Source organism: Streptomyces avidinii, from assembly GCF_045161815.1.
In the GTDB taxonomy this organism is placed as follows: domain Bacteria; phylum Actinomycetota; class Actinomycetes; order Streptomycetales; family Streptomycetaceae; genus Streptomyces; species Streptomyces avidinii.
Genome location: NZ_CP108863.1, coordinates 4,191,759 through 4,215,162 on the forward strand (window position 1 = coordinate 4,191,759; position 23,404 = coordinate 4,215,162).

18 protein-coding genes and 1 pseudogene are annotated in these 23,404 nt (G+C 69.5%); 18 read left to right on the forward strand and 1 reads right to left on the reverse strand.

Going from position 1 to position 23,404, the window contains the following annotated elements:
* The first annotated feature begins 30 nt into the window (after positions 1 to 30).
* From OG373_RS18550 to OG373_RS18625, 16 genes are all read left to right on the forward strand, one after another.
* On the forward strand, positions 31 to 1,584 hold the full coding sequence (locus OG373_RS18550; RefSeq protein WP_405439285.1) for a PQQ-binding-like beta-propeller repeat protein: 1,554 nt from the start codon (positions 31 to 33) through the stop codon (positions 1,582 to 1,584).
* A 9-nt stretch (positions 1,585 to 1,593) separates the two neighbouring features.
* Positions 1,594 to 2,433 carry a hypothetical protein gene (locus OG373_RS18555; RefSeq protein ID WP_405439286.1) on the forward strand — a complete coding sequence of 280 codons (840 nt, stop codon included), beginning with the start codon at positions 1,594 to 1,596 and terminating at the stop codon, positions 2,431 to 2,433.
* A 184-nt stretch (positions 2,434 to 2,617) separates the two neighbouring features.
* Complete coding sequence (locus OG373_RS18560; protein WP_405439287.1) at positions 2,618 to 3,046, forward strand: hypothetical protein; 429 nt, start codon at positions 2,618 to 2,620, stop codon at positions 3,044 to 3,046.
* 107 nt (positions 3,047 to 3,153) lie between these two features.
* A complete protein-coding gene (gene eccD, locus OG373_RS18565) occupies positions 3,154 to 4,509 on the forward strand; it encodes a type VII secretion integral membrane protein EccD (RefSeq protein WP_405439288.1) in 1,356 nt (451 codons plus the stop codon).
* Positions 4,510 to 4,530: 21 nt separating this feature from the next.
* On the forward strand, positions 4,531 to 5,757 hold the full coding sequence (locus OG373_RS18570; RefSeq protein ID WP_405439289.1) for a MinD/ParA family protein: 1,227 nt from the start codon (positions 4,531 to 4,533) through the stop codon (positions 5,755 to 5,757).
* Between the two features lies 1 nt (position 5,758).
* Positions 5,759 to 9,733 (forward strand): type VII secretion protein EccCa, encoded by a 3,975-nt coding sequence (eccCa, locus tag OG373_RS18575; protein WP_405439290.1) that lies wholly within the window; start codon positions 5,759 to 5,761, stop codon positions 9,731 to 9,733.
* Positions 9,734 to 9,774: 41 nt separating this feature from the next.
* On the forward strand, positions 9,775 to 11,193 hold the full coding sequence (locus tag OG373_RS18580; protein ID WP_405439291.1) for a DUF6177 family protein: 1,419 nt from the start codon (positions 9,775 to 9,777) through the stop codon (positions 11,191 to 11,193).
* Between the two features lie 118 nt (positions 11,194 to 11,311).
* On the forward strand, positions 11,312 to 11,644 hold the full coding sequence (locus tag OG373_RS18585) for a hypothetical protein (RefSeq protein WP_405439292.1): 333 nt from the start codon (positions 11,312 to 11,314) through the stop codon (positions 11,642 to 11,644).
* Between the two features lie 51 nt (positions 11,645 to 11,695).
* Positions 11,696 to 12,007 carry a pore-forming ESAT-6 family protein gene (locus OG373_RS18590; protein WP_405439293.1) on the forward strand — a complete coding sequence of 104 codons (312 nt, stop codon included), beginning with the start codon at positions 11,696 to 11,698 and terminating at the stop codon, positions 12,005 to 12,007.
* Positions 12,008 to 12,063: 56 nt separating this feature from the next.
* The gene (locus OG373_RS18595) at positions 12,064 to 12,513 is read left to right on the forward strand and encodes a DUF6507 family protein (protein WP_405439294.1); all 450 of its coding nucleotides are present in this window, start codon (positions 12,064 to 12,066) and stop codon (positions 12,511 to 12,513) included.
* A complete protein-coding gene (locus tag OG373_RS18600; RefSeq protein WP_405439295.1) occupies positions 12,510 to 15,380 on the forward strand; it encodes a hypothetical protein in 2,871 nt (956 codons plus the stop codon). The genes OG373_RS18595 and OG373_RS18600 overlap by 4 nt, the downstream gene beginning before the upstream one ends.
* 18 nt (positions 15,381 to 15,398) lie before the next feature.
* The gene (locus OG373_RS18605) at positions 15,399 to 16,253 is read left to right on the forward strand and encodes an immunity 49 family protein (RefSeq protein WP_405439296.1); all 855 of its coding nucleotides are present in this window, start codon (positions 15,399 to 15,401) and stop codon (positions 16,251 to 16,253) included.
* Between the two features lie 117 nt (positions 16,254 to 16,370).
* A complete protein-coding gene (locus OG373_RS18610) occupies positions 16,371 to 17,225 on the forward strand; it encodes an immunity 49 family protein (RefSeq protein ID WP_405439297.1) in 855 nt (284 codons plus the stop codon).
* Positions 17,226 to 17,660: 435 nt separating this feature from the next.
* Positions 17,661 to 18,416 (forward strand): immunity 49 family protein, encoded by a 756-nt coding sequence (locus tag OG373_RS18615; protein WP_405444116.1) that lies wholly within the window; start codon positions 17,661 to 17,663, stop codon positions 18,414 to 18,416.
* 7 nt (positions 18,417 to 18,423) lie between these two features.
* A complete protein-coding gene (locus OG373_RS18620; RefSeq protein ID WP_405439298.1) occupies positions 18,424 to 19,260 on the forward strand; it encodes an immunity 49 family protein in 837 nt (278 codons plus the stop codon).
* Positions 19,261 to 19,306: 46 nt separating this feature from the next.
* On the forward strand, positions 19,307 to 20,161 hold the full coding sequence (locus OG373_RS18625) for an immunity 49 family protein (RefSeq protein WP_405439299.1): 855 nt from the start codon (positions 19,307 to 19,309) through the stop codon (positions 20,159 to 20,161).
* Positions 20,162 to 20,399: 238 nt separating this feature from the next.
* Here OG373_RS18625 and OG373_RS18630 read toward each other — a convergent pair.
* Positions 20,400 to 21,592 (reverse strand): annotated as a pseudogene (locus OG373_RS18630) (IS3 family transposase); the annotation flags it as partial.
* Between OG373_RS18630 and OG373_RS18635 the strand changes: the two are divergent.
* Positions 21,578 to 22,462 carry a hypothetical protein gene (locus tag OG373_RS18635; protein WP_405439300.1) on the forward strand — a complete coding sequence of 295 codons (885 nt, stop codon included), beginning with the start codon at positions 21,578 to 21,580 and terminating at the stop codon, positions 22,460 to 22,462. The pseudogene OG373_RS18630 and the gene OG373_RS18635 sit on opposite strands and share 15 nt — an antisense overlap.
* On the forward strand, positions 22,459 to 23,370 hold the full coding sequence (locus OG373_RS18640; protein ID WP_405439301.1) for an immunity 49 family protein: 912 nt from the start codon (positions 22,459 to 22,461) through the stop codon (positions 23,368 to 23,370). Before OG373_RS18635 ends, OG373_RS18640 begins: the two co-directional genes overlap by 4 nt.
* The last annotated feature ends 34 nt before the right edge of the window (positions 23,371 to 23,404 follow it).

The window sequence follows — 23,404 nt, forward strand, 5'->3', positions numbered from 1 at the left end:
AAATGCCGCCGCAGCGGCCAGACTTCCCCCATGACCGGTCGCACTCCCGGCGCACGGCCGGAACCCGACGCGCAGGAGCCCGCCGGCTTCGGGCCGCCGCCCGCACCGTTCGGCCCGCCTCCCCCCGCCCCTCGCCCCCCTTCGCGGTCGCGGCCGCGACCCGCCGTCGCCGTCGCGGCGGTGGCCGCCGCCCTGCTCCTGATCGGCGGCGGCTCGTACCACCTGACGGTCCGCACCGGCGCCGGCGTCCCCGACCCGCCCGCGGCCGGACCCTCCGGTTCCCCCTCGGTCGACCAGGGCGACGGCAAGGGTCCCGGTGGGACCCCCGGCGCCTACGACCCCAACGCGGGCATCCGGCCGGGTGAGGCCCGGGTCTGGCTGCGCGACAACCAGGCCGAGGTGGCCGGGTCGGGGACCTCCCAGTACGGCCCGTGGCGGGTGGGCGACGCGGTGGTCCGCGCGATCTCCAGCGGGCTCACCGCGTACGCGGTGGCCGACGGCCAGGAAAAGTGGAAGCTTCCGCTCCAGACGCCGCTGTGCGGGGTCCCACCGGCCCCGTCCGCGACCGGCGTACTCGTCGTGGCGGTGAAGGAGAGCGCCTCCGACACCTCGCGGTGCACCCACCTCCAGCAGATCGACCTCGCCACGGGCAAGGCGGGCTGGAAGGTTCCGGTACCGCCCGAGAACGAGCACGACAGCACGGTGCAGTTCGAATTGGCGATCAGCGGTGACACCGTGGCCGTCGCCCGGCCCGCCGTCATGAGCGGCTTCTCGGTCACCGACGGCCGCAAGCTCTTCGGCACCTCGAAGACCAACGGCTGCTACCCGTCCGCCTTCGCCGGGGGCTCGCGGCTGATCGGCATCCGCCACTGCCCCGACCCGAACGGCGCCCTCGCCTCCGGCCAGGCGATGGTCGAGGAACTGGATCCGGCCACCGGCGGCGCGCGCTGGAGCCACAAGTACGACCGGGACTGGACCGTCGGCCGGGTGCTGTCCATCGACCCCCTGGTGATCGCCGCGCACCACAAGGACAAGAAGACCTGGAACATCACGGCCTTCGCCGCCGACGGCACGGTCCGCTCACGGACCGATCCGGGCTTCGGGGTGAGCGGCCGGTGCAACGGCTTCGGCAACGCCAGCGGTTTCCAGGAGTGTTACGCCGCCGCGGCCGACGCCGACACCCTCTACCTCGGTGCGGGCAAGCCCGGCAGCAGCCTCGGCATCGACGACACCAACCAGGTCGTCGCCGTGGACCTGAACACCGGCAAGGAGCGGTGGCGCACCGCCGAGCAGCCCAAGGGGCGCACCATGTGGCCGCTCGCGGTGGAGGGCGGCCGGGTCGTCGTGTACGTGTCCTCCGGCGGCAGCGGCGAGGCGGGGGCGGTCGTCTCCCTCGCCCCGGCCGACGGGGCGGCGCAGCCCCTCCTGCAGAGCCCGGCCGCGGCCGCCGGCGCCCAGGGCGTCTTCTACACCCACGGCCTGCGCACCGCGTGGGCGGGCGGACGGCTGTTCCTGCTCAACGGCAGGGTCTACAGCCCGGAGCCGCGGAAGGCGAGCCGCTCGATCATGTCGTTCGGCAAGTAGGGGGGCACCATGCAGAACCCGTACCAACAGCCGGACCGGCCCGGCGACCTGTACCGGCCGCCGCCGTTCCGCCCGCCGCAGGAACCCGGCGGCGAAGGGGGAAGGAGGAGCCGGAAGAAGGTCGTGGCCGCGATCGGCGCCCTGACCGCCCTGGCGGTCACCGCTGCCGCGACCGGGGTCGTTCTCGGCGTCCGCGAGAACCGCGCGCGCGACCGCGCCGTCCCTCCGGCATCCGCGGCGGACCCGACGAAGCCGCAGGTCGCGGGCTGGAAGGCCGTGGTCAACCCCAAGCACGGCACCGCGTTCGACGTGCCGCCGCAGTGGGAGGTCCTCGAACCCACGGTCTTCAGCGGCCACACGGACAACAAGGACCGGGACAAGGTCCTCATCGGACACACGGCCCCGGCCTTCTACAAGTCCAAGTGGTGCAGCATCGACGGGGACGGCGACGGCCAGGTCTCGGACGTCCGGCTCGCCAACGTCGGCACCAAGGGTGCCGCCGGCGCCAAGAACCCCGCCGAGATCGCCGAGAAGGAGGCGCCGACCTGGGTCTACGCCGCCTACACCCAGCCGGACAAGAGCGTGGTCAAGACGGACAAGCCGGTGGCGTACACGACGCGGTCGGGGGTCAGGGGGAGCTACGTCAGAGCCCGTTCCACGGGCGTCCCCCGCACCAACCACTGCGCGGGCGACGGCCAGGCGGTCGTCTTCGGCTTCAAGAACTCCCGCGGCGACCTCGTCTCCTGGGACTTCTACGGCCGCACGGGCGTCCCCGGCGCCGTCGACGACGCCCTGATCATGCGCGTCCTGAGCACGGTCCGCCTGGCGGGCGACCCGAAGGAGCCCTGACCCGCTCCCGGGCCGTGAGGGGCCGCGGGGCCGCTCACCCACCGGTCCGGACGTGCCCGGCGCCGATGGATGCTCTATGTTGCAGAGGCAAAACACCGGGGCTCCGTACGGCGCAGTGGCAGAAACCGCGCCCCGGAGCGGTGGTTGGCAGGGGACGATCCGAGACTGGGGCAACGGACGACGGATGGCACGGGACTACGACAGCCAGCTTCTGGAGTCGGTGGCGGTACGCCGCCGCAGGATGAGGGACGCGCTGCTCTTCGGCGCGCAGCGGGCTCGGCGCACGGCGGACGAGCGGCTCGGGAAGCTGTTCGCGGGCATCGCCATCGCGGCCGTCCTGTGCGCGGGTTGCGTCGGGTGGTCCTTCGTCCAGCACACCCTCTCGAAGCAGAAGGCCGAGCAACAGCAGAAGCAGCAACAGCAACAACAGCTGCAACAGGGGAAGCCTCAGCCGCTCGGGCAGCCCGCCGCGTCGCAGCAGCCGTCCGGCCCGGCGGGCGCACCGGCGGGCAGCACGGGCGGGCCGTCCCCGTCGAAGGCGCCGAAATCACCGAAGGCGTCGTCCCCCACGCCCTCGCACCCGGCCAAGTCGCCCACGCCGACGAAGTCGTAGAGGAAGAAACAGAGACGTGTGGATCCGGGAGAGTTCACGGCTCCGCAGCAACCGCATGTCCCCCTTGGCCCGAAAGGTCGCACTCCCGCGATGATAGGTTCCCGTAAGTGGTGAGCACAGCAACGACTTCCCGGTCGCAACTGAGTCGGGTGACCCTGGTCGGCGAGCGGCGCCGGGCCGACATGGTCCTGCCCTCCGACACCCCCATCGGGCAATTGCTGCCGGACATATTGCAGTTGCTCGACGACCGGACCGCGTCCCGTCCGTTGACCCGTCAACTGATCACATCGGACGGTTCGGCGCTGCCGCACGACAGCACGCTCGCGACGGCCGGTGTGGCCGACGGAGCCGTCCTGCGCCTCGTCAGGAGCCACTCCGCACCTCCCGCCCCCGTGGTCCACGACGTCACCGATCTGGTGGCCGACGACCTCGACCTGCGGGCCTGGCGCTGGCGTCCCACCGCCCGGCGGGGCAGCGCGGGCGTCGCGACCGTCGCCCTCACGGTGACCGCCGCGCTGCTCGCCCGCCGCGAGTTCGCCCTCGAATCACTGGCCGGCGCCCTGACCGCGCTCACGCTCCTCCTGATGGCCGCCGGCGCCGTCGCCTCCCGGATCGGGCAGGGCAATCGGGGACTGGCGACGGCCCTCCTGTTCGCCTCCGGCGGGCTGGGCGCGCTCACCGCATGGACCGCCGCGGACGCCTACCACTGGTCGGGCGCCGCGCGGCTCGCAGCCGTCGCGGTCGCGCTCGTCCTGACGCTGGTTCTGCTCGGGTACTTCTCGCCGCTCGGCCGCGGTGGGCTGATCGGCGCCGTGGCCACCGCGGTGCTCACCGCCGTGTGGGAGGCCGTCGCCGCCGTCCAGGGCGACCCGTCCCGGCTCGGCGCGGTCATGGCGCTGTTCTCCGTGGTGGTGCTCGGGCTGCTGCCGCGCCTCGCCCTGATGGCTTCGGGGCTCACGGCCCTGGACGACCGGCGCTCGGGCGGCACCTCCGTCAGCCGCCACGAGGTGGGCAACGCACTCGCCGCCACCCATCGCGGGCTCGCCCTCGCGACGGTCGTCACCGCGGTCTCGACGGCCGGCGCCGGCTGGCTGATGACGCTGGCCGAGGACCCGTCCGTATGGACGGTGACGCTGCCCGCCCTCGTCGCCGTCGTGCTGCTGTCGAGGGCCCGGGCCTTCCCGCTGGTCGCCGAGGTCGTGGCACTGATCGCCGCGGCGGCGCTGCTCCTCGTACGGCTGGTGATGCTGTGGGGCGAGCACGGCGGGGGCGCCGGACCGCTCGCCGTCCTGGGCGCGACGGCCCTGCTGCCGCTGCTCGCCCTCGCGGTGCAGCCCGCGGAGCACGTGCAGGTCCGGCTACGGCGCACGGCCGACCTCATCGAATCGGTGGGCATGGTGGGGCTATTCCCGCTCGCCGTCGGCGTGTTCGGCGTATACGGGCAGCTGCTCAACAAGTTCTGAGAAAAGGGGCAGGGGCAGACAATGCCGAACGGAGAGAACTGGCAGGGCGACGTCCTGCGCGACCTCAGGGGCGGAGCGCAGCCCGCGACCCCGGGTCCCGGGGGGCCGCAACAGCCGATGGCGGGTTCCGGCGCGGGTGCACCGCCCCCGGCTGCCGGCGGGCAGGTACCCGCCCCGGCCGCCGCGGGTCCCGCGTACGGGTACCCGCACCAGGACCCGGCCGCGGCGGCGGACCCGGCTCCCGCCGCACCCCAGGGCCACCGCCCGCCGCCGCAGCCGCGGCAGCAGGCCCCGTACGCCTCCGGAGGCAGCGGGCAGGCGCCCCGTACCCCCGAGTCCCGGCCTGCGGTGGACGGGAGCCTCACCGCGGTCGGCCGGACGGCCCGGCGCGGTGAGCCCTTCACCGCCCGCGCCGTGCGCGCGATACGCAGAACCGTTTCCTCGTCCGCCGCCCGCGAGGTCGCCGCGGCCACCCGCGCTGCCGAGCTGCTCCAGCAGCCCGTCACCACCGGCCGCCAGATAGCCGTCACCTCCATCCGCGGCGGCGCCGGCAAGTCCACGATCGCCGCGCTGCTCGGTACCACCTACGCGCACTACCGGCAGGACCCCGTCCTCCTCGTCGAGGCCGACCCGGCCCTCGGTTCGCTGCCGATCCGGCTCGGCGCCGAGAGCCTGCGCTGGACCACCGGTGACGTCGCGGACATCGTCGAGCCCCAGATGTCGCTGCTCGACATCACGGGCTACCTGGTCCAGCTCCGCGACAATGCCTGGCTGCTGCCCGGCAGCCAGGGCCAGATCGGCGCGATGCTCGACGCCCGGTCGTACGAGCGGGCCATGGTCGCGCTCCGCCGCTACTTCGGCGTGACCGTCGTCGACTGCGAGACGCTGCCCGCCGAGGTCGCCCGCGTCGCGCTCTCCGCCTCCCAGGCCCTCGTCCTGGCCACCCCGGCCACCCTGGACGGCATCACCAGCACCCACGCCGTCCTCCAGTGGATGCAGGGCCTGCCCCCGCGCGTGATGGCGAGCACGGTCGTCGTGCTCACCGAGCAGGCACCGCGCTCGGGAATCGACCTCGCCGCGGCGATCCGCACCCTCGAGGCCGCAGGGCCGAGCGTCCACGTCCTGCCGTACGACGGCCACCTGGCGGACGGCGGCCACATCCGTACCGAACTGCTCGCCCACTCGACCAGACAGACCGCCGCCGCACTCGCCGCGGACGTCTTCCAGCTCTCCCAGAAGCGCCACTGACGTGAGTACCCGACTGATCCACCGCCCGGCCAGGACCGTCAGGCCCCCGGCCGCCCCCGCGGCACGCACGATCGAGGCTCCGCCCAACCTCCCCGAGGGCAAGGCGGGCAACATCGCGATGTCGCTGCTGCCCGTGGCCGGAGTCATGTCCTCCGTCGTGATGATGACGGTCGTCCGCAACAGCCAGTTCGCCGCTCTCGGCGCACTGATCCTCGTGGTCACCATCATCGGCTCCCTCGCGCTCGTCTTCTCGCAGCGCGGCAAGGCCCAGCGCACCCGCCGTACCCAGCGCGAGGCCTACCTCGCCTACCTGGAGGAACTGCGCGAGGAGCTGGCCGACGAGGAACGCGACCGCGGCGAGCACGCCTCCGTGCTCAATCCGCCGCCGCACGCCCTGTACGACATCGTCCGCGACCCGGCCCGGCTGTGGGAGCGCCGCCGCGTCGACGGCGACTTCCTGCGCGTGCGCGTCGGCACCGGTGAGATGCCCGTGCGCGACCTGCAGATCGGCCAGCAGGGCTCCTCCGTCCTGACCCCGCCCGACCTCTTCATGCTCAACGAGGCATCGGCGCTGACGGCCCGTTTCGGCAACGGCACCGAGCTCCCGCTCACCGTCCCGCTCGACCGGGTCGGCAACATCAGCGTCATCGGCCCCCGCGAGGACTGCCTGCGCGTCGCGCGCGCCCTGCTGGTCCAGACCGCCGCCCTGCACGCCCCCGACGACGTCGCGGTCGCGCTCGCCGTCCCCGGCGACCGGCTCCCCGACTGGGAGTGGGCCAAGTGGATGCCGCACCTGCTCGACACCGAGCAGCTCGACGGCCCCGTCGCCGCCCGCCGCATCGCCCCCTCCACCGCCCAGCTCGCCCGCCAGGTCGGCCCGGAGCTGCGCCGCCGCGCCTCCTACGCCGCCGAGGTGCGCCGCGGGCTCTCCGGCAAGGACGCCCTCGGCATGACGTCCCGGCTGCTCGTCGTGACCGACGGCCACGGTGAGGACGCCGTCGAACTGCCGCGCCCCGATGACGCGGTCGGCCTGCGCGAGATGGGCATCACCGTCCTCCACCTGCTCGAACAGCGGGTCCAGGAGCCCGGTCACGTCGGCGTGCGGATCACCGTCGACGGCGACCGGATACTCATCGAGGATCTCCGCCAGGACGAGCCCATCCAGGCCCACGGCACCGTGGACGAGATCGGGCTCCCCTTCGCCGAGGGCCTGGCCCGGATGCTCGCCCCGCTGCGGCTGTCCGCCGAATCCCTCGTCGACGCCCCGCTGTCCGGCCCCGTCGACTTCGCCGACCTGCTCGGCATCGACGACGTGGCCCGCCTCGACCTGCCGAGCCTGTGGGCCCCCCGCGGCGAACGCGCCTTCCTGCGCGTGCCCATCGGCATCAGCGACTCCCACGAGCCCGTACTGCTGGACCTGAAGGAGTCCTCCGAACTGGGCATGGGCCCGCACGGCCTGTGCGTCGGCGCCACCGGTTCCGGCAAGTCCGAACTGCTCCGCACCCTCGTCCTCGCCCTGGTCGCGACACACCCGCCGGAGGACCTGTCCCTGGTCCTGGTCGACTACAAGGGCGGCGCCACCTTCGCGCCGTTCGCCGACCTGCCGCACGTCGCCGGCGTCATCACCAACCTGGAGAACCAGGCCGGTCTCGTCGAGCGCGTCCACGCCTCGCTCGCCGGCGAGGTCAAGCGCCGCCAGCAGGTCCTCAAGGACGCGGGCAACATCGCGGACATCGGCGACTACGCCGCGCTGCGCGCCGAACGGCGGCCCGACCTGGACCCGCTCCCCCACCTGTTCGTCGTCATCGACGAGTTCGGCGAACTGCTCACCGCGAAGCCCGACTTCATCGACCTGTTCCTGTCCATCGGCCGCATCGGCCGCTCCATCGGCGTGCACCTGCTGCTGTCCAGCCAGCGCATCGAGGGCGGCAAGCTCAAGGGCCTGGACACCTACCTCTCGTACCGCCTGGGCCTGCGGACCTTCTCCGCCGACGAATCCCGTACGGTCCTGGACACCACCGACGCCTTCCACCTGCCGCCGCTGCCCGGCTTCGGCTACCTCAAGGTCGACACCAGCCACTACGAGCGGTTCAAGGCGAGCTACGTCTCCGGCGCCTACCGGGGACCCGTACAGCGGGCCGAGGACGAGGACAGCGGCCCCCTCGCCCTGGAGTACGAGGCCTTCAACACCCTCTCCAAGCCGGAGCGACAGGGCGACCAGGGGCCCTCCGCGCGACGCCGCGAGACCGGCCCGACCGAGATGGGCGTCATCGTCGAGCAGCTGCAGAACGCCGCAGGTCCGGTACGCCGGATCTGGCTGCCCCCGCTGCCCGACGCGATCGCCCTGGACACGGTCGCCGGCCCCCTCGACGTGGGCGCCCGCGGAATGCAGCTCTCCAAGCGGCGCGGACGGCTCATGGTGCCGCTCGGCCTGCTCGACGATCCGACGAAGCAGTGGCAGGGCGAGTGGTTCCTCGACCTCACCGTCGCGGGCGGCCACGCCGCCGTCATCGGCGGCCCGCAGTCGGGCAAGACCACCCTGCTGCGCACCCTGGTCCTCTCGCTCGCACTGACCCACACCCCGCAGGAGGTCGGCGTCTACGGGCTCGACCTGGTCGGCGGCGGCCTCCAGGCACTGTCGGGCCTGCCGCACGTGGGCGGTATCGCGGGACGGGCCGACCGCGAGCGTGCGGCCCGTACCGTCGAGGAAGTACGCACCATGCTCGCCCTCCGCGAGGACGTCTTCCGCGAGTACGGCATCGACTCCGTCGAGCAGCTGCGCACCCTGCACGCGGCCGGCCGGCTTCCCATGCTGGCCTCGGCCGAGATCGTCCTCGTCATCGACGGCTTCGGCGCGCTGCGCGACGACTTCGAGGAGCTCGACGACGCCGTCGTCGACATCCTCAAGCGCGGTGGCGGCTACGGCATCCACGTCGTCGCGGGCATGCTCCGCTGGAACGACGTCCGCATCGCCACCCAGTCGAACTTCGGCACGCGCGTCGAGCTGCGCCTCAACGACCCCAGCGAGTCCAGCATCCAGCGCAAGCTCGCCGAGACCCTGTCGCCCGACGAGCCCGGCCGCGTCCTCACCGACGGCAAGCTCTTCGCGCAGGTGGCGCTGCCCCGTACCGACGGCCTGCGCGACACCTCCGAACTGGGATCGGTGCTGGAGCGCACCGTCCGTACGATCCGCGCCACCTGGAGCGGTGAGGCGGCCCAGCCGGTACGGGTGCTGCCGCACCTGCTGGAGCCGCACCTGCTGCCGGGCCCGGTCGCCGAACCCGAGCGGGTGCCGATCGGCCTCGACCAGGGCGCGCTGGCGCCCGTGCTCCTCGACCTGTTCCAGCACGACCAGCACCTGCTGATCATGGGCGACAGCGAGTGCGGCAAGACCAGCCTGCTGAAGACGATCGCCGGCGGTCTCATCGAGCGCTACGGCGAGGACGAGCTGGTCTTCGCCGTCATGGACCCCAGGCGCAGCCTGCGCGGTGTGGTCCCGGAGGAGTTCAACGGCGGCTACGCCTACAACACCAAGATGTGCGCCGGGCTGGCCGCGGGCATCGCCACGGAGCTGGAACGGCGCCTGCCCGACGACAGCGCCCCCCTGGAGGACCTGGAGCCCGGCAGTTGGGGCGGCGGACCACGGATCGTGGTCCTTGTCGACGACTACGACGTGCTCACCACCGCGGGACAGTCACCCCTCGCCCCGTTCGTTCCGTACATCCCGTCCGCGATGGACATCGGCCTGCACTTCGTCCTGACGCGCCGCGTCGCGGGCGCCTCGCGCGGCATGTACGAGCCGCTGGTGCAGGGCCTGCGCGAGTCCGGGGCCTCGGCGATCGTCATGGCGGGCGACCGGAGCGAGGGACAGCTCTTCCCGGGGGTGTACGCCTCCCAGCAGCCGGCCGGGCGCGGTGTGCTCGTCCGCCGGGGCCAGTCCAACCGCCTGATCCAGACCGTGTACACGCCCGAATAGCGCCCGCCGAACCGACGACCTGCGAAGGACCGCACGACCACATGACCAAGGACGTCATAGCCCTCACCCCACGGATGCCCGAACCGTGGGCGGTGCTCGCCGGGCTCCTCGCCGGGGGTCCGGACAAGCTGGTGAACGCGGCGGGCGAGGGAGCGGTCATACAGCTCTGCGACGAGCAGGGCCGGCCGTTGGTATCGGTCGAGGCGCCGCTGCTGGTACAGATCGAGGGCGAGGCCGAGCGGCTGCTCGGGGCCACCCCGCCGCGCGTTCCCTACTGGTGGACGGAGGCCCGCGCCACCACCGGTGTCCCGGACGCCGAGCGCCTGGCCGGGACCTTCGCCGCCCGCCTCGCCTCCCTGGCCGGGGGAACGGCCTGGCCCCCGGACGCTGCACGGTCGCTGGAGGTCGTGCGCACCGACGGGGTCAGCGTCGCTCCCACGCCCGCCGCGGCGCAGCCGGCCGTCGACGTGCTGACCCCCAACGTCGCCGTGGTCATCATGGACCGCCCGGTCGTCGCCATGACGGCCTGGCTCTCCGACGCCTTCCGGGCCGCCGCGGCGGCCGAGCGGGGCCTGCAGATCGTCACCCCGCCCGGAACCCTGCTGTCCCCGGCAGTTCTGGCGAACATGCCGGAATGGCCCTCGCGTTGGGTCGTCCAGGACGCACGGGAGGGCTACTACGACGGGCTCTCGGGTGCGGTGCTGCGCTGGCAGGAGGGCATGTTCGCCACCGTGGTGTCCGAGGACGCCACCGAGGACGATCCGCGGACCCCGGTGGCCGCCACGTACAAGGAGGTCACCGAGACCCCCGAGCGCCAGCTGGCCATCACCTTCCGCACCGTCCACCCCGCGGACGACCGGCTCGTCCTGGGCGGAGCCCTGGAGACGGTGTGGCGCGAGCTGACCGGCCGGCCCCCGGCGGGCTGGGGCACGGCCGAACCGGCCAACCTGCCCTGGTCACCGGGCAGGCTGACGGACGTGGCGTTCTCGCGGGCCCCCGAGCCGACCTGGTTCGTGGTGGTGGGAAGCCCGGAGCGGCCCGGCCTCGCCACGGTGCGGATCAGCCGTACGAAAGCGGGCGTCGAGGAAACCGTGACGCTGGCGCTCGGCTACGGCGCCGGCGAGGAACCGCCGCTGGACGCCCTGCCGCGTACGGCGGAAGCCCTCGCCACCCGCCACCACCTGCAATCGATGCTCGTACAACTCCGCAAAGCGCGCCGCGATCTGCTGGTCCCGCCGCGCTTCGAGGGTCCGGGCGTGCCGCTGGCCTTCGCCCTGGGCTCGGAAGAGGTCCGGGCGATGCCGGACGACCGGGCCCGGCGGACACCGCTCGCCCAACAGCCGGTGCGGCTGGGGCCGAAGGCGCGGCCCGCCTACTACTACCCGCTGCCGGGGGATCCGTCGGACCTGTCGGGCTGGGCGGACTTCGAGCGGCTCATGAGCCACTTGAAGGGTGTGTGAAGGTTGTCCGGCGGTTTGTCATAAGCGCGTCACAACCGGGTCGTTGCTGATTGCAAGAGCGATGTAAGTTGATGAAGATGAACATATTTACTGCCGTTCGAGCGTGCGGGGGAGTGGGATGAAGTTCGACATGGGGACCACGGTTCTGACGAACCTGATGTCGGGGTCGCGGAACTCCAATACGGATCTGGGATCGCTGATCAAGCAGCTCGTGGCCGCGGCCCAGCCGCTGGAGGGCAAGTTCCAGGGTCAGGGCAAGGTCGCGTTCGACTCGTTCAAGCTGCGTGCGGACGACATCGCGAAGGAGCTGAACGCCTCGCTGGCGGCGATCCTGGGCGGTCAGTCGGGCATGGAGCAGGCGTTCGGTTCGGGTGACCAGGAGCAGGGCGAGAACGCGCGGCAGCAGCAGGGCGCGGCGAACTTCGACGCGGCCCGTTTCCGCGGCCGCTGAGTCCGCAGGTATTACTTCTGAGTCTTCTTCTTCACGGGGAGTGTGGTTGTGATGTCGGGTGGGACGGACCGTCGTGCGTACGACGTGGCTGCCTCGACGGAGGTACAGGGCGGGATCAAGGGTGTGATCGGTCAGCTGGACATGGTCATCGCCGCGCGTGAGGCGCAGGTGGCGGCGGCGATGTCGGACTTCACGGCGGAGGGCGTGGCGGACGACTACCACGCCAAGGAGCAGCGGTGGAAGAACGCCTCGCAGGAGGTCAAGAACATCATCCAGCTGCTGAACACGACGCTGGAGAAGAACGACGCGACGGCGCAGCAGACGTTGCAGCGGGCGCGGACCGCGGTCAACAACATCGGCTGAGCAGGATCGTTTCAGCGGGGCAGTAGGACAGTCGGTTACACGGGGGTGGGTCGTCCATGACGTCATGGGACATCAAGCCGCAAGGCGTGCAGGGCCACTTGAAGACCGTCGGCGGGAACGCCGGCGAGCTCGAGACGGCCCTGAACGCGCTGCTGACGGCCATGTCGGAGGCGGCTCAGGCGGCGGGGACGGCTGTTCCGGGTTCGCAGTCGGGGATGACTCCGCAGGGTCCGCTGGCTCCGGGTGCGGGGCCGGCTCCGGGTTCGGCTTTTTTGGCGCCGCAGAAGGCGATGGGGCCGGTGGCTGCTGCGCTGGGTGAGTATCTGACTGCGCGGAAGCCCGAGTTCAAGTCGATGGCGGAGCGGATCGAGGCGTGTATCCGTGGTGCGGTGCTGGCGACGAACGAGTACCTGCAGGGTGATCTCGACCAGGCCAAGGAGGCGCAGGACGCTGCGCGGTCGGTGAACCTGGATCTGCTGCGTGAGAGGACGGGGGAGAAGAAGTGAGCGGGGGCGCGCCGGTCGATCCGGCTGAGATACCGGTCTTCACAGGTGATCTGGCCGTGCTGGACGAGAAGGTGAAGCTGATCTCGTCGGGCGGTGCCACCGTCTCGACGAAGGCTTCCGACGTCCACACGAGTTTCGGTGGGCTGCAGGCGTTCTATCAGGCGCCGGAGGCGGACCAACTGTTCGCGACGACGAAGCCGGTCCAGGACCTGGGGCTGAAGCTCAGTTCCGACATGTGCACGATCGCGGGCGCTCTGGGCACCTACTCGCGTGACGCGGCCCCGATCATCAAGAAGCTGGAGAGTCTGCGGGCGGAGGCGCAGGCCTTCCGTGAGAAGACCGAGAAGGAGGACAAGTGGGCTGAGGACGGCGATCTGATCGACGAGAACCTCGAGCGCCGCAACAAGGTCGCCGAGGTGTGGGAGGAGTTCCACGAGGTGGAACGGGCCGCTCACGCGAAGATCGTCGCACTCGTCAACGGCAAGCCGTTGCGGGTGAACGACGGCTCGAACGCCCCGGACATGTACGGGTACGACGCGGAGGCGTTGAAGCAGGCGAAGTCCCTGCCGTGGGGTGACGCGGTGGAGGAATCCATACCCGGGTGGCAGATCTGGGAGCATGCCTGGGAGTTCGGCAAGGGCATCGTCGTCGACGGCATCTGGGGAACCCTCAAGGGCCTGGGCGGTCTGGTCGGCCTGCAGGGCTGGGACGTGTTCAAGCAGTCCTGGACGGGACTTGCCAAGCTGGGCACCGGCCTGGGCATCGCGATGATCCCGGGTGTGGGTCCCCTGTTCATGGCGGCCCCGGACGACAAGCTGCCCTCGTGGCTGCGTGACTCCCGTACCGCGATGAAGGAGACGGGCAAGGCGCTCCTCGCGTGGGACCAGTGGGGTTCGAACCCGGGTCGTGCGGCGGGCGCCGTCACCTTCAACGTCGTGACCACGGTGTTCACCGGTGGTGCGGGTGGCGCGGCCTCGGGTGCGGGCAAGGCCGGTGCGGTCGCCAAGACCCTGTCGTTCGCGGGCAGGGCCGGCCGGGCGATCGACCCGATGACGTACATCTTCAAGGGTGCGGGCGCCGGCTTCTCCAAGATCGGCGATGTGATGGCCGGTCTCAGGGGCATGGGCAAGTTCGAGGCCCCGAGCATCAACCTGGACGGAGCGATCGCCCTCCCCGACGGCGCGGTCATGCTTCCCGACGGTGTCATCCACCTCCCCTCCGGCACCGCTGTCCCGGACGGGGCGATCAAGCTCTCCGACGGCACCGTCAAGCTCCCCGAGGGCACGACGACGTTCCCACCCGGCACGGTCAAACTGCCGGACGGCACCTCGCGGTTCATGGACATCGAGGGCAACATCTACAAGGCCGACGGGTCCCTCGACCAGAGCGGAGCGGCCGCCAGGCAGGAACCCTCACCGGAGGCGGGCGCGGACGTACCGCGGACCGAGGCCCCGAAGGTCGACTCCCCCGCCACGGTCAAGGTCCCCGAACTCGCCGGCGTCGCCGCCCGCGGCGGCGACAACGCCATCCACCTCGGCTCCGACATCTCCAGCCCCGTCCACGCCATCGACAACGGCGCCCACGGCCCGCACGGCCCCGACCACACCCCGGGCGGCCACGCCCCGGACAACGGCCCCCGAGCCGACCTGAACAACCCGCGCACCGGCGACACCCCGTCCCCGACGGGCCACCCGGACACCCCGTCCACAGCGGGCACCCACGCAGACGGCCCGGGCGGCGGCGGCACCCACCCGGACACCCCGGGCTCCGGAGCCACCCGCCCGGACGGCCCCGGCGGCACGGGTAGCCACGCCGACGGCCCCGGCGGCACGGGCGCCGGGGCCGCCCACGACCCGCTCGCCGGCAGCTTCGGGGATCTCGACGACCTGGCCGGTCACGGCGATGATCTGGCGCGAACCGGAGATGATCCGGCGATGCCGGGAGGTCACGACGGTCAGCCTGCACACCCGGCCGGAGGACAGCCGCACACAGCCGAGTACGTCAAGGCGCGGCAGGATGAGTTCATCCGGCTGGCGAACAGCGACCCGTCCTGGTTCGACCAGTACTACCGATCGGACGGGCACCGCCACAGCATCAAGACCACGATCGACGACGTCGAGCTGCCGATCCTGGCCAAGGACAGCGACGGTTCCTGGATTTCAAAGAACTCCCTGCCGTCCGCTCCTTCCGAGGTCAAGTTCGGTCGTGTGGAACTCGCCCGCGGCGATGCCCCAGTCGACAAGATCGACCACCTCGACGATGTCGCAAAGGACCGACGGGCCTCAGTGGACCTCGCCAACGCCGAGCGCGCGCACAAGGCCAACCCCACGGACAAAACCCTGGCGGACCTCGAGCTGAAGCAGAAGGTCTTCGACGACCGGATGATCGAGCGATTCGGCGAGAAGATGAAGAACAACACCTCCTTCTCGGAACTCTTGGGCGAGGAAGCCGCGCGGAGCCACGTGGTTCCCGAAAAGTTCGAGGGCGCTGTGGAACAGCCACTGCCCAAGACGCCCAACGGCGCCAACATGTTCGACCAGCTGTACCGTCGCCCCGACGGCAAGCTGGTGATCATCGAGGCGAAGGCGCCCTCTTCCAGCCTGCTGTGGCGCAGAGGGCAAGGCTCGGCCAAGGATTTCATGGTGAAGCAGGGCACCGAGCCGTACCTGCGCACCATCATCGCCGAGATGGAGGCCCGTCCGGCACTCTCCGTGACCGACCAGGCAGGCAAGGTGTGGACCAACGCCGATCTGGCTACCGAGCTGACCACTGCCCTGGACAAGGGGCAGGTGGAGTACGCCCTGGTGAGAGCCGCCGACGGCAAGACTTCGTACGCTGGGGCTGTACTCGAATTTTTCAAGATCTGACAAGGGAGTTCGTTGTCCGTGTTGGTAGCGCGCCAGGAATACCCGAAGGATGCGATGGCGGCGGTGGTTCCCGTGATGGAGCGGTCACTGTCCGGATCGCTGGAGACGATCGAGACGTCCCACCGCGCCAGAGCATCCGCGCTGATGACCTCCCTCAACGTTGCGCGCATTCGCTGTGTCGGCGACCCGGAGGCCGTGCTCCTCGAAACCTGGGAATCCTGGCTGCTGGCCATGCAGGTGCATTCGGCGGTCTTCGCAGCGGCATCCACCGACCAGGGATCCGTCACGTGCAAGATCCGCCAGGAAGAGCGGCAACTGGATTCCACCGGGCCGCAGTTCTATCTGAACCCCGGCACGTGGGTCGACGCGTTCTGTCTCGCTGTGATCTGCCGGGAAACGGACCGACTCGACATGCTGGCGCGGGTGCCGGTGTCTTTGCTGCGCGACTGCGGTGGCGTGGCCGATGACTACGCGTATGCCTGGGTGGAAACCCTCCAGAGCTTCTGGCTCCGCCGTGACGACCTGCGCACCCACCTGGTGCGCGCCGTGGACCTGAGTACTCCCGAGCACGCCCGCGTCCTCGACGGGGAGGAGATGAGCAAGCTCCAGTATCCGCCGATCATGATGCTCTACCGCTTTCTGCGCAAGGATCCCGCCGGCTTCAACGAGGCCCTGGCCGACGCCGTCCGTTGGCACAAGGAGTACTGGACGGCCGACGAGGACCGGATGCAGAACATCCACGGCGTCGTTGCCATCGCCCCGCTGGCGGTGGCCTGCCTGGCGAAGGCCAACGGCATCCCGGTCGAGGTCGAGACCGACTACCTACCGCAGGCCCTCCTCGACTTCGGCTGGCGCGGCGAGTTCGACGCGTAGCGGCCCGCCCGGCCGGCCTTGCTCCACCCGTGCACTCGCCCTGCCACGAGATCCCGGATGCTCCGGAGCCAGGCCGCTGCCCGTACCGGCGATTCGACATCAGCAAGGGACTCTTCCGTGACCGTCACCGTGAGTCGGCATTTCACCCCAGGTGCCACGGAAGAGGAATGGGCCGAGCGTCTCTGGGCGAGTCTGGCTCGGGACATCGACGAGCTGGAGGAGTACCCGAATTCACTCCCCATGGTGTTCAACGACGCGCTCCTGCACCTCGGGGCGCGCTGCACCGTGGAACCGAGCGCGGAGCGGCTGGAGACATGGGAGGCCCGGGTCAACACGCTGCAGCTCGGGTCTGCCGTATTCGCCACCGTGTGCGCGGATGAAGCCACCGTGGAGTGTCGGATCAACCGTGAGATGCGCACACTGCCGGCCGAAGGCCCGGCAAGCTTCGCCGACCTGGGCACCTGGCTGACCACCTTCTGGATCGCCATGGTCTGCCGCGATCGGGAACGGCTGAACGCACTTGCGGAGGTTCCCCTCAACCGCATCGCATCCAGCGGCTACGACATCTTCGTCTGGCATTGGGTGGACGCTCTCCAGACCTACTGGCTTCAGGGCCCCGACTTGGTGGAGAAACTCACCCTCGCCGTCGAGATGTCACAGCCCGACGCCGCCACCCTCACCCCGCACGGCCTGCTCCAGACCGTGCTGACACCGCCCATCAACCTCTTCTACCTGCTGATTACCAACAACCCCGATGGCTTCAACGAGTTCCTCGTACAGTCACTCGAACTCCACAAGGCCTACTGGACCGTCGACGAAAAGCGAGCAGAGAAGCCCGACGGACACCTCGCTCTGGCCCCTCTGGCCCTCGCCTGCCACGCACACGATGGCGGAATACCCATCAACGTGGAATCGGGATACCTTCCCCACCATCTCCTCACCCGCGACTGGGTGGGCGAGTTCCCGACATAACCAGAGCCAGGAAGCTCGGACGGACGGACAGCGGAGCGTGGTCCGCGGTACTTCTACGGGCGCCGATCCACCGGAAGACGGCCCGCCTCGACGTGCGGGAGCGGGCCTCGGCGGCGTCCTGGACGAGGAGGTCCGCTCCTGAGCGGAGGTCCCCCTCAGAGGTTCTGGGCCGCAGCATGACGGTGTCAGCCGACACGTGCTGCGGGGTGGTCGTGGTCCTGCAGCTCCCGCGAGCGCAAGGCCACTGGCTCGTACGCGCCCGTTCGATACGTGATGCGAATGCGGACGGGAGCGCCCCGTCAACGGATGCCGCACGAAATCCCTCTGAGGAGAAGCAAGTTGATATCGGTCATCACCCGCCACCCCTTTCCCACGGGGCACGCGGAAGAGGGCATCGCCGTGCTTCAGGAGGATGCAGATGAGCTGATCGAGGGGTTGGAGGAACGCGTCACCAGGCTGGGTGACGCACTGACCACTACGCTCACCCTGGCGAGGGGCCATTGTCTGCTGGACCCACGAGCCGCGATCTTCCCCACATGGGATGCATGGGTCAAAGCGATGCAGGTCGGCTCCGCGGTGTTCGCCACAGCGGCTCCCCCCGGGGAAACCGTCCAGTGCCGCATCGCACACAAGGACCGCACGCTCCAGACCACAGGCCCGCAGTGGTACACGGCTCCGGGTACCTGGCTCGATGCCTTCTACCTGGCGTTGGTGTGCCGCGAGCGGGACAGGATCACCGCCCTGTGCGAGGTGCCCCTGTCCCTGCTGCGGGAGAACGGTCGCGCCGACGACCACGTCTTCGCCTGGATCGACACCCTGCAGACCTATTGGACCGGCGGTCCGGAACTCAGCCATAGGCTTGTGGCGGCTGTGGACGGCACCGCACCGGAGGTCGCCCGCGACCCCGAGACGGCCGGACGGCTTGCGTACCCGCCGATGGAGATGTTCCACCGGATCCTGCGCAACGACCAGGCCGGCTTCAACCAGGCCCTTGCCACGGCCCTGCAGTGGCACAAGGACTACTGGAGCAGCGAGGAGTTCCGTGCCATCGACGCCGCTGGCCTCGTCGCCCTCGCCCCGCTCGCCATGGCCTGCATCGCCCACGACGCCGGCATCACGATCGAAGTGGAATCCGAGTACCTGCCCGCCGTCCTGGTGACGCGCAACTGGTGCGGCGAGTTCCCCACGTAAGGCACACATGACCCAGAAGGACAAGATGGCAGGGGTGGTTCCCGTCATCGAGGAGTCACTCTCCGAATCGCTGGAGGAGATCGAGACCTCGCACCGCTCCAGGGCGGATGCCCTCATGGAGTCGCTGAACGTCGCCCTCGTCCGCACGGTCGGGGACCCCCGCTCCGTCATGCTGGAGACCTGGGAGTCCTGGCTGCTGGCCATGCAGGTGCACTCGGCCGTCTTCGCAGCCGCCGATCCCGACCGGGAAACGGTCACCTGCAAGATCCGCCAGGAGGAGCGCCACCTCGCCACCACCGGCCCGCAGACCTACCTCACCGCGGACACCTGGCTCGACGCCTTCTACCTCGCGGTCATCTGCCGTGAGGCAGCCCGCCTCGACATGCTGGCCCGGATCCCGGTGTCCCTGCTGCGCGACTTCGGCGGAACCCTCGACGAGTACACCTACGCCTGGGTGGAAACCCTCCAGAGCTTCTGGCTCCGCCGTGACGACCTGCGCACGCACCTGGTGCGCGCCGTGGACCTGAGCGCTCCCGAGCAGGCCCGCGTTGTCGACGCGGAGGAGATGAGCAAGCTCCGGTACCCGCCGATCATGATGCTCTACCGCTTTCTGCGCAAGGATCCCGCCGGCTTCACCGAGGCCCTGGCCGACGCCGTTCGCTGGCACAAGGAGTACTGGACCGCCGACGAGGACCGCGCCCAGAACATCCTGGGCATCGTGGCCCTCGCCCCACTGGCGATCGCCTGCCTGGCCAAGGCCAACGGCATCCCGGTCGAGGTCGAGACGGACTACCTACCGCAGGCCCTCCTCGACTTCGGCTGGCGCGGCGAGTTCGACGCGTAGCGGCCCGCCCGGGCCGGCGATTCGGCATCAGCAAGGGGAGTCTTCCGTGACCGTCACCGTGAGTCGGCATTTCACCCCAGGTGCCACGGAAGAGGAATGGGTCGAGCGTCTCTGGGCGAGTCTGGCTCGGGACATCGACGAGCTGGAGGAGTACCCGAATTCACTCCCCATGGTGTTCAACGACGCGCTCCTGCACCTCGGGGCGCGCTGCACCGTGGATCCCAGCGCGGAGCGGCTGGAGACATGGGAGGCCCGGGTCAACACGCTGCAGCTCGGGTCTGCCGTATTCGCCACCGTGTGCGCGGATGAAGCCACCGTGGAGTGTCGGATCAACCGTGAGATGCGCACACTGCCGGCCGAAGGCCCGGCAAGCTTCGCCGACCTGGGCACCTGGCTGACCACCTTCTGGATCGCCATGGTCTGCCGCGATCGGGAACGGCTGAACGCACTTGCGGAGGTTCCCCTCAACCGCATCGCATCCAGCGGCTACGACATCTTCGTCTGGCATTGGGTGGACGCTCTCCAGACCTACTGGCTTCAGGGCCCCGACTTGGTGGAGAAACTCACCCTCGCCGTCGAGATGTCACAGCCCGACGCCGCCACCCTCACCCCGCACGGCCTGCTCCAGACCGTGCTGACACCGCCCATCAACCTCTTCTACCTGCTGATTACCAACAACCCCGATGGCTTCAACGAGTTCCTCGTACAGTCACTCGAACTCCACAAGGCCTACTGGACCGTCGACGAAAAGCGAGCAGAGAAGCCCGACGGACACCTCGCTCTGGCCCCTCTGGCCCTCGCCTGCCACGCACACGATGGCGGAATACCCATCAACGTGGAATCGGGATACCTTCCCCACCATCTCCTCACCCGCGACTGGGTGGGCGAGTTCCCGACCTAACCAGAGCCAGGAAGCTCGGACGGACGGACAGCGGAGCGTGGTCCGCGGTACTTCTACGGGCGCCGATCCACCGGAAGACGGCCCGCCTCGACGTGCGGGAGCGGGCCTCGGCGGCGTCCTGGACGAGGAGGTCCGCTCCTGAGCGGAGGTCCCCCTCAGAGGTTCTGGGCCGCAGCATGACGGTGTCAGCCGACAGGGCCTTGACCCCGCATTTTGAACACGTGTATGCGGCTCGGGCCAGGGTAGTTGCTGTTGTTTGGAGGTCGTTCTCGTAGGCGATCGGAGACCGTTGACCGAGGCGGGAGTGCCGGCGTCGGGTGTTGTATCGGGTCAGCCAGCGGAAGGCGTCGAGTCGCGCTTCACGCTCGCTCGACCAGCCTTTGCGGCCTTTGAGCGTCTCCCTCTTGAAGGCGGCGTTGAAGCTCTCCGCTGCGGCATTGTCCGCGCTGGACCCGACCGCGCCCATGCTCTGCCGGACCCCTGCTGACCTGCAGATTTCAGCGAAGGCCCTACTCGTATATTGCGAGCCGTCGATCGGTGTGCATCACCGCTCCGGCCAGGCTCCCGCAGGTCCGCTCGGTTGTCGCGAGGGCGTCGATGACGAGCTCGGTTCGCATGTGATCGGCGATCGCCCACCCGGCCAGCCGGCGTGAGGCGAGATCGATGACGGTCGCGAGGTAGAGCGGCTTCGAGCCGCTGACCGGCAGATACGTGATGTCGCCGACGTACTTCGTGTTCACCGCGGCCGCCGTGAAGTCACGGCCGATCAGATCTGGTGCCTTCGCCGTTGCCGGATTTGTGACGGTGGTGCGGTGCCGGCGGCGCAGACAAAGTCCCTCGAGCCCGATGGCCGCATGATCCTTGCGACGCGCTTGTGATTGATCTGTTTGCCCTGATCGCGGAGTTCGGCGGTGATCCTGGGGGCTCCGTAGGTGCCGTCGGATTCCTGGTGGACCTTGCGTATCCGGGCTGCGAGCCCGGCCTCGACGGTCTGCCGGGTCGTGCGCGCGGCCGCAGTGCGGCGCCAGTAGTAGAAGCTCGACCGGGAGAGGCCGAGAATGTCGCAGAGCCGCTTCACGCCGTGACGACGCTGGTGGTCAGCGACGAACTGGAAGCGGTTCACCAGCGCGTCTCCGTCGCGAAATACCGGGCTGCCTTGCGGAGGATGTCGCGCTCTGCCTCCAGCTCACGGATCCGCTTCCGGGCGGCGGCCAGCTCCGCCTGAACGTCGTCGACACCGGTCTGGGCAGCTGCCGGCGGCGCGGAGTGGGCGCCGGGGCGGCGCCCGTCGGCGGCCCGGATCCAGTTCCGCCGCGTCTCGGTGTTCACCCCGAGATCACCGGCGACTGACTTGATCGTCGCTCCCGGCCTCGACCGGTACAACGCGACCGCGTCCGCCTTGAACTCGGCGGGGTAGTGCTTCATCCCCACGGGGACTCCGTTCTCCTGGAGCACCAGGTCTGGCGGGCCAACAACGAGCCGGGGTATCTCACCGACTACTACCGCAAGAACGGTTACCGGCTTAACACCGAGATTGCGGACGAGTCCGAGCTGGTGCCGCCACAGCTCGTCGAGTTGGCCGACGGGACACTCCAGGCCAAGTCCGCTCTCGCACCACCACTGAAGCCCGACTACCTCGACGACCCCATCGAGAGCAGCCACAAGAAGGCCACGCCACAGGCCGTCGCCGAGCTCAACGACCTCGCCAAGAAACGTCACGACCCCATTGCCGCCGACAAGCCGTTCCACGATGCCCACGGCGACGCCCGAAGCGCGCTGAAGAAGGATCCCACCAATATGGATCTGGAGGCCGCACTCGACGATGCAGCGGCACAGCACCGGGAGCCTCACGCCAAGGCGACCAAGGCGACCAAGGCGACCAAGGCGAGCGAACTGTACGGCGAAGGCATTGCACGCAAACACGTGATTCTCGAGTCGTATCCGGGCGCCACCGAGTTCAAGCTGCATGGGCCGAAGAGCGGACGGGATCAGTTCGACCAGGTCTGGAAGCAGGGCGATACCTATATCGTCATTGAGGCGAAGAGCCATGTTGACACCACTCTGGGCGAACGAGTGGTCAACGGCGCACGCTACTCCCAAGGCTCGCGCACATATTTCCTCGACATCATCGAGCAGATGGAAAAACGAGGCCGTAACCCCACGTTCAAGAGCGACGGCGATCTGGCTGCCGAACTCCGCACCGCCCTCAAGGAGGGGCGCCTTGACTACGTCGTTGTCAAGGGACAGGACAACGCCGGCACGTACACTGGCTACACCAAGCAGATCAGGGAGATCGAGTGACCGCCGCTGTTGACCGGCATGGCGCCGCAGGCCCTGACGACGAGGCCTACGCGGCGCGGATGACGACCACGGCGATCGAGGGGATCAAGTCCCTGGAAGATTCCCCTGGAATGCTCGACGCACTGTGGAATTCTGTCCGCCTCAGCGTTGCCTCGCGGTCCGCCGTGGATCCGGACGGTGCGGGCATCAACACCTGGGAGGCTGTGATCAACGCCGCCCAGGTCGGCTCCGCCCTGTTCCAGGTTACGGGGGCCACCGAGGGAACCGTGGAATGCCGTATCCACCACGAGATCCGGCGACTTCCCGCCATCGGACCCAAGCAGATCGCGAATTGTCCGAACTGGCTGGACGCCTTCTGGTTTGCGGTCATCTGCCGCGACCAGAAGCGAATGACCGCATTGTGTGAAGTCCCGATGGAGACGCTACGAGCGTCGGGGGCGATGCACGACGAGTATCTGTACCACTGGGTCGCCACCCTGCAGGCGTATTGGACACACCGGCAGGCGGACATGGTGGATGAGCTGACGCTGGCATTCAAGAAGTCCCACCCTGACGTGGCACGGATCGCCCCGCGGGACTGGTTGCAGCAGATCTCATACCCGCCGATCAACCTCTTCTACTGCTTCGTCAAGCGGGACCATGACGGCTTCAATGCTGCTCTGGTCGAAGCACTCGAATTGCACAAGACGTACTGGAGCCAGGAGGAGCGCGACTTCGACGTCTCCGGCTTGTGGGCGATCGGGCCGCTGGCCATAGCGTGCTTCGCCCACGACGGCGAATTTCCCATCAACGTGGTGTCGGAATACCTCCCTAAGGGCTGTCCCGTTATCGGCGTCCTGTTCGACGTAGGGTCTGCGAGACGGTGCGGCCGGCGCTGTTGTCTCGGCGACATGAGAGGGCATCGTTGAACCCGAACCCCATCTGCTGCTTCTGCTATCAGGT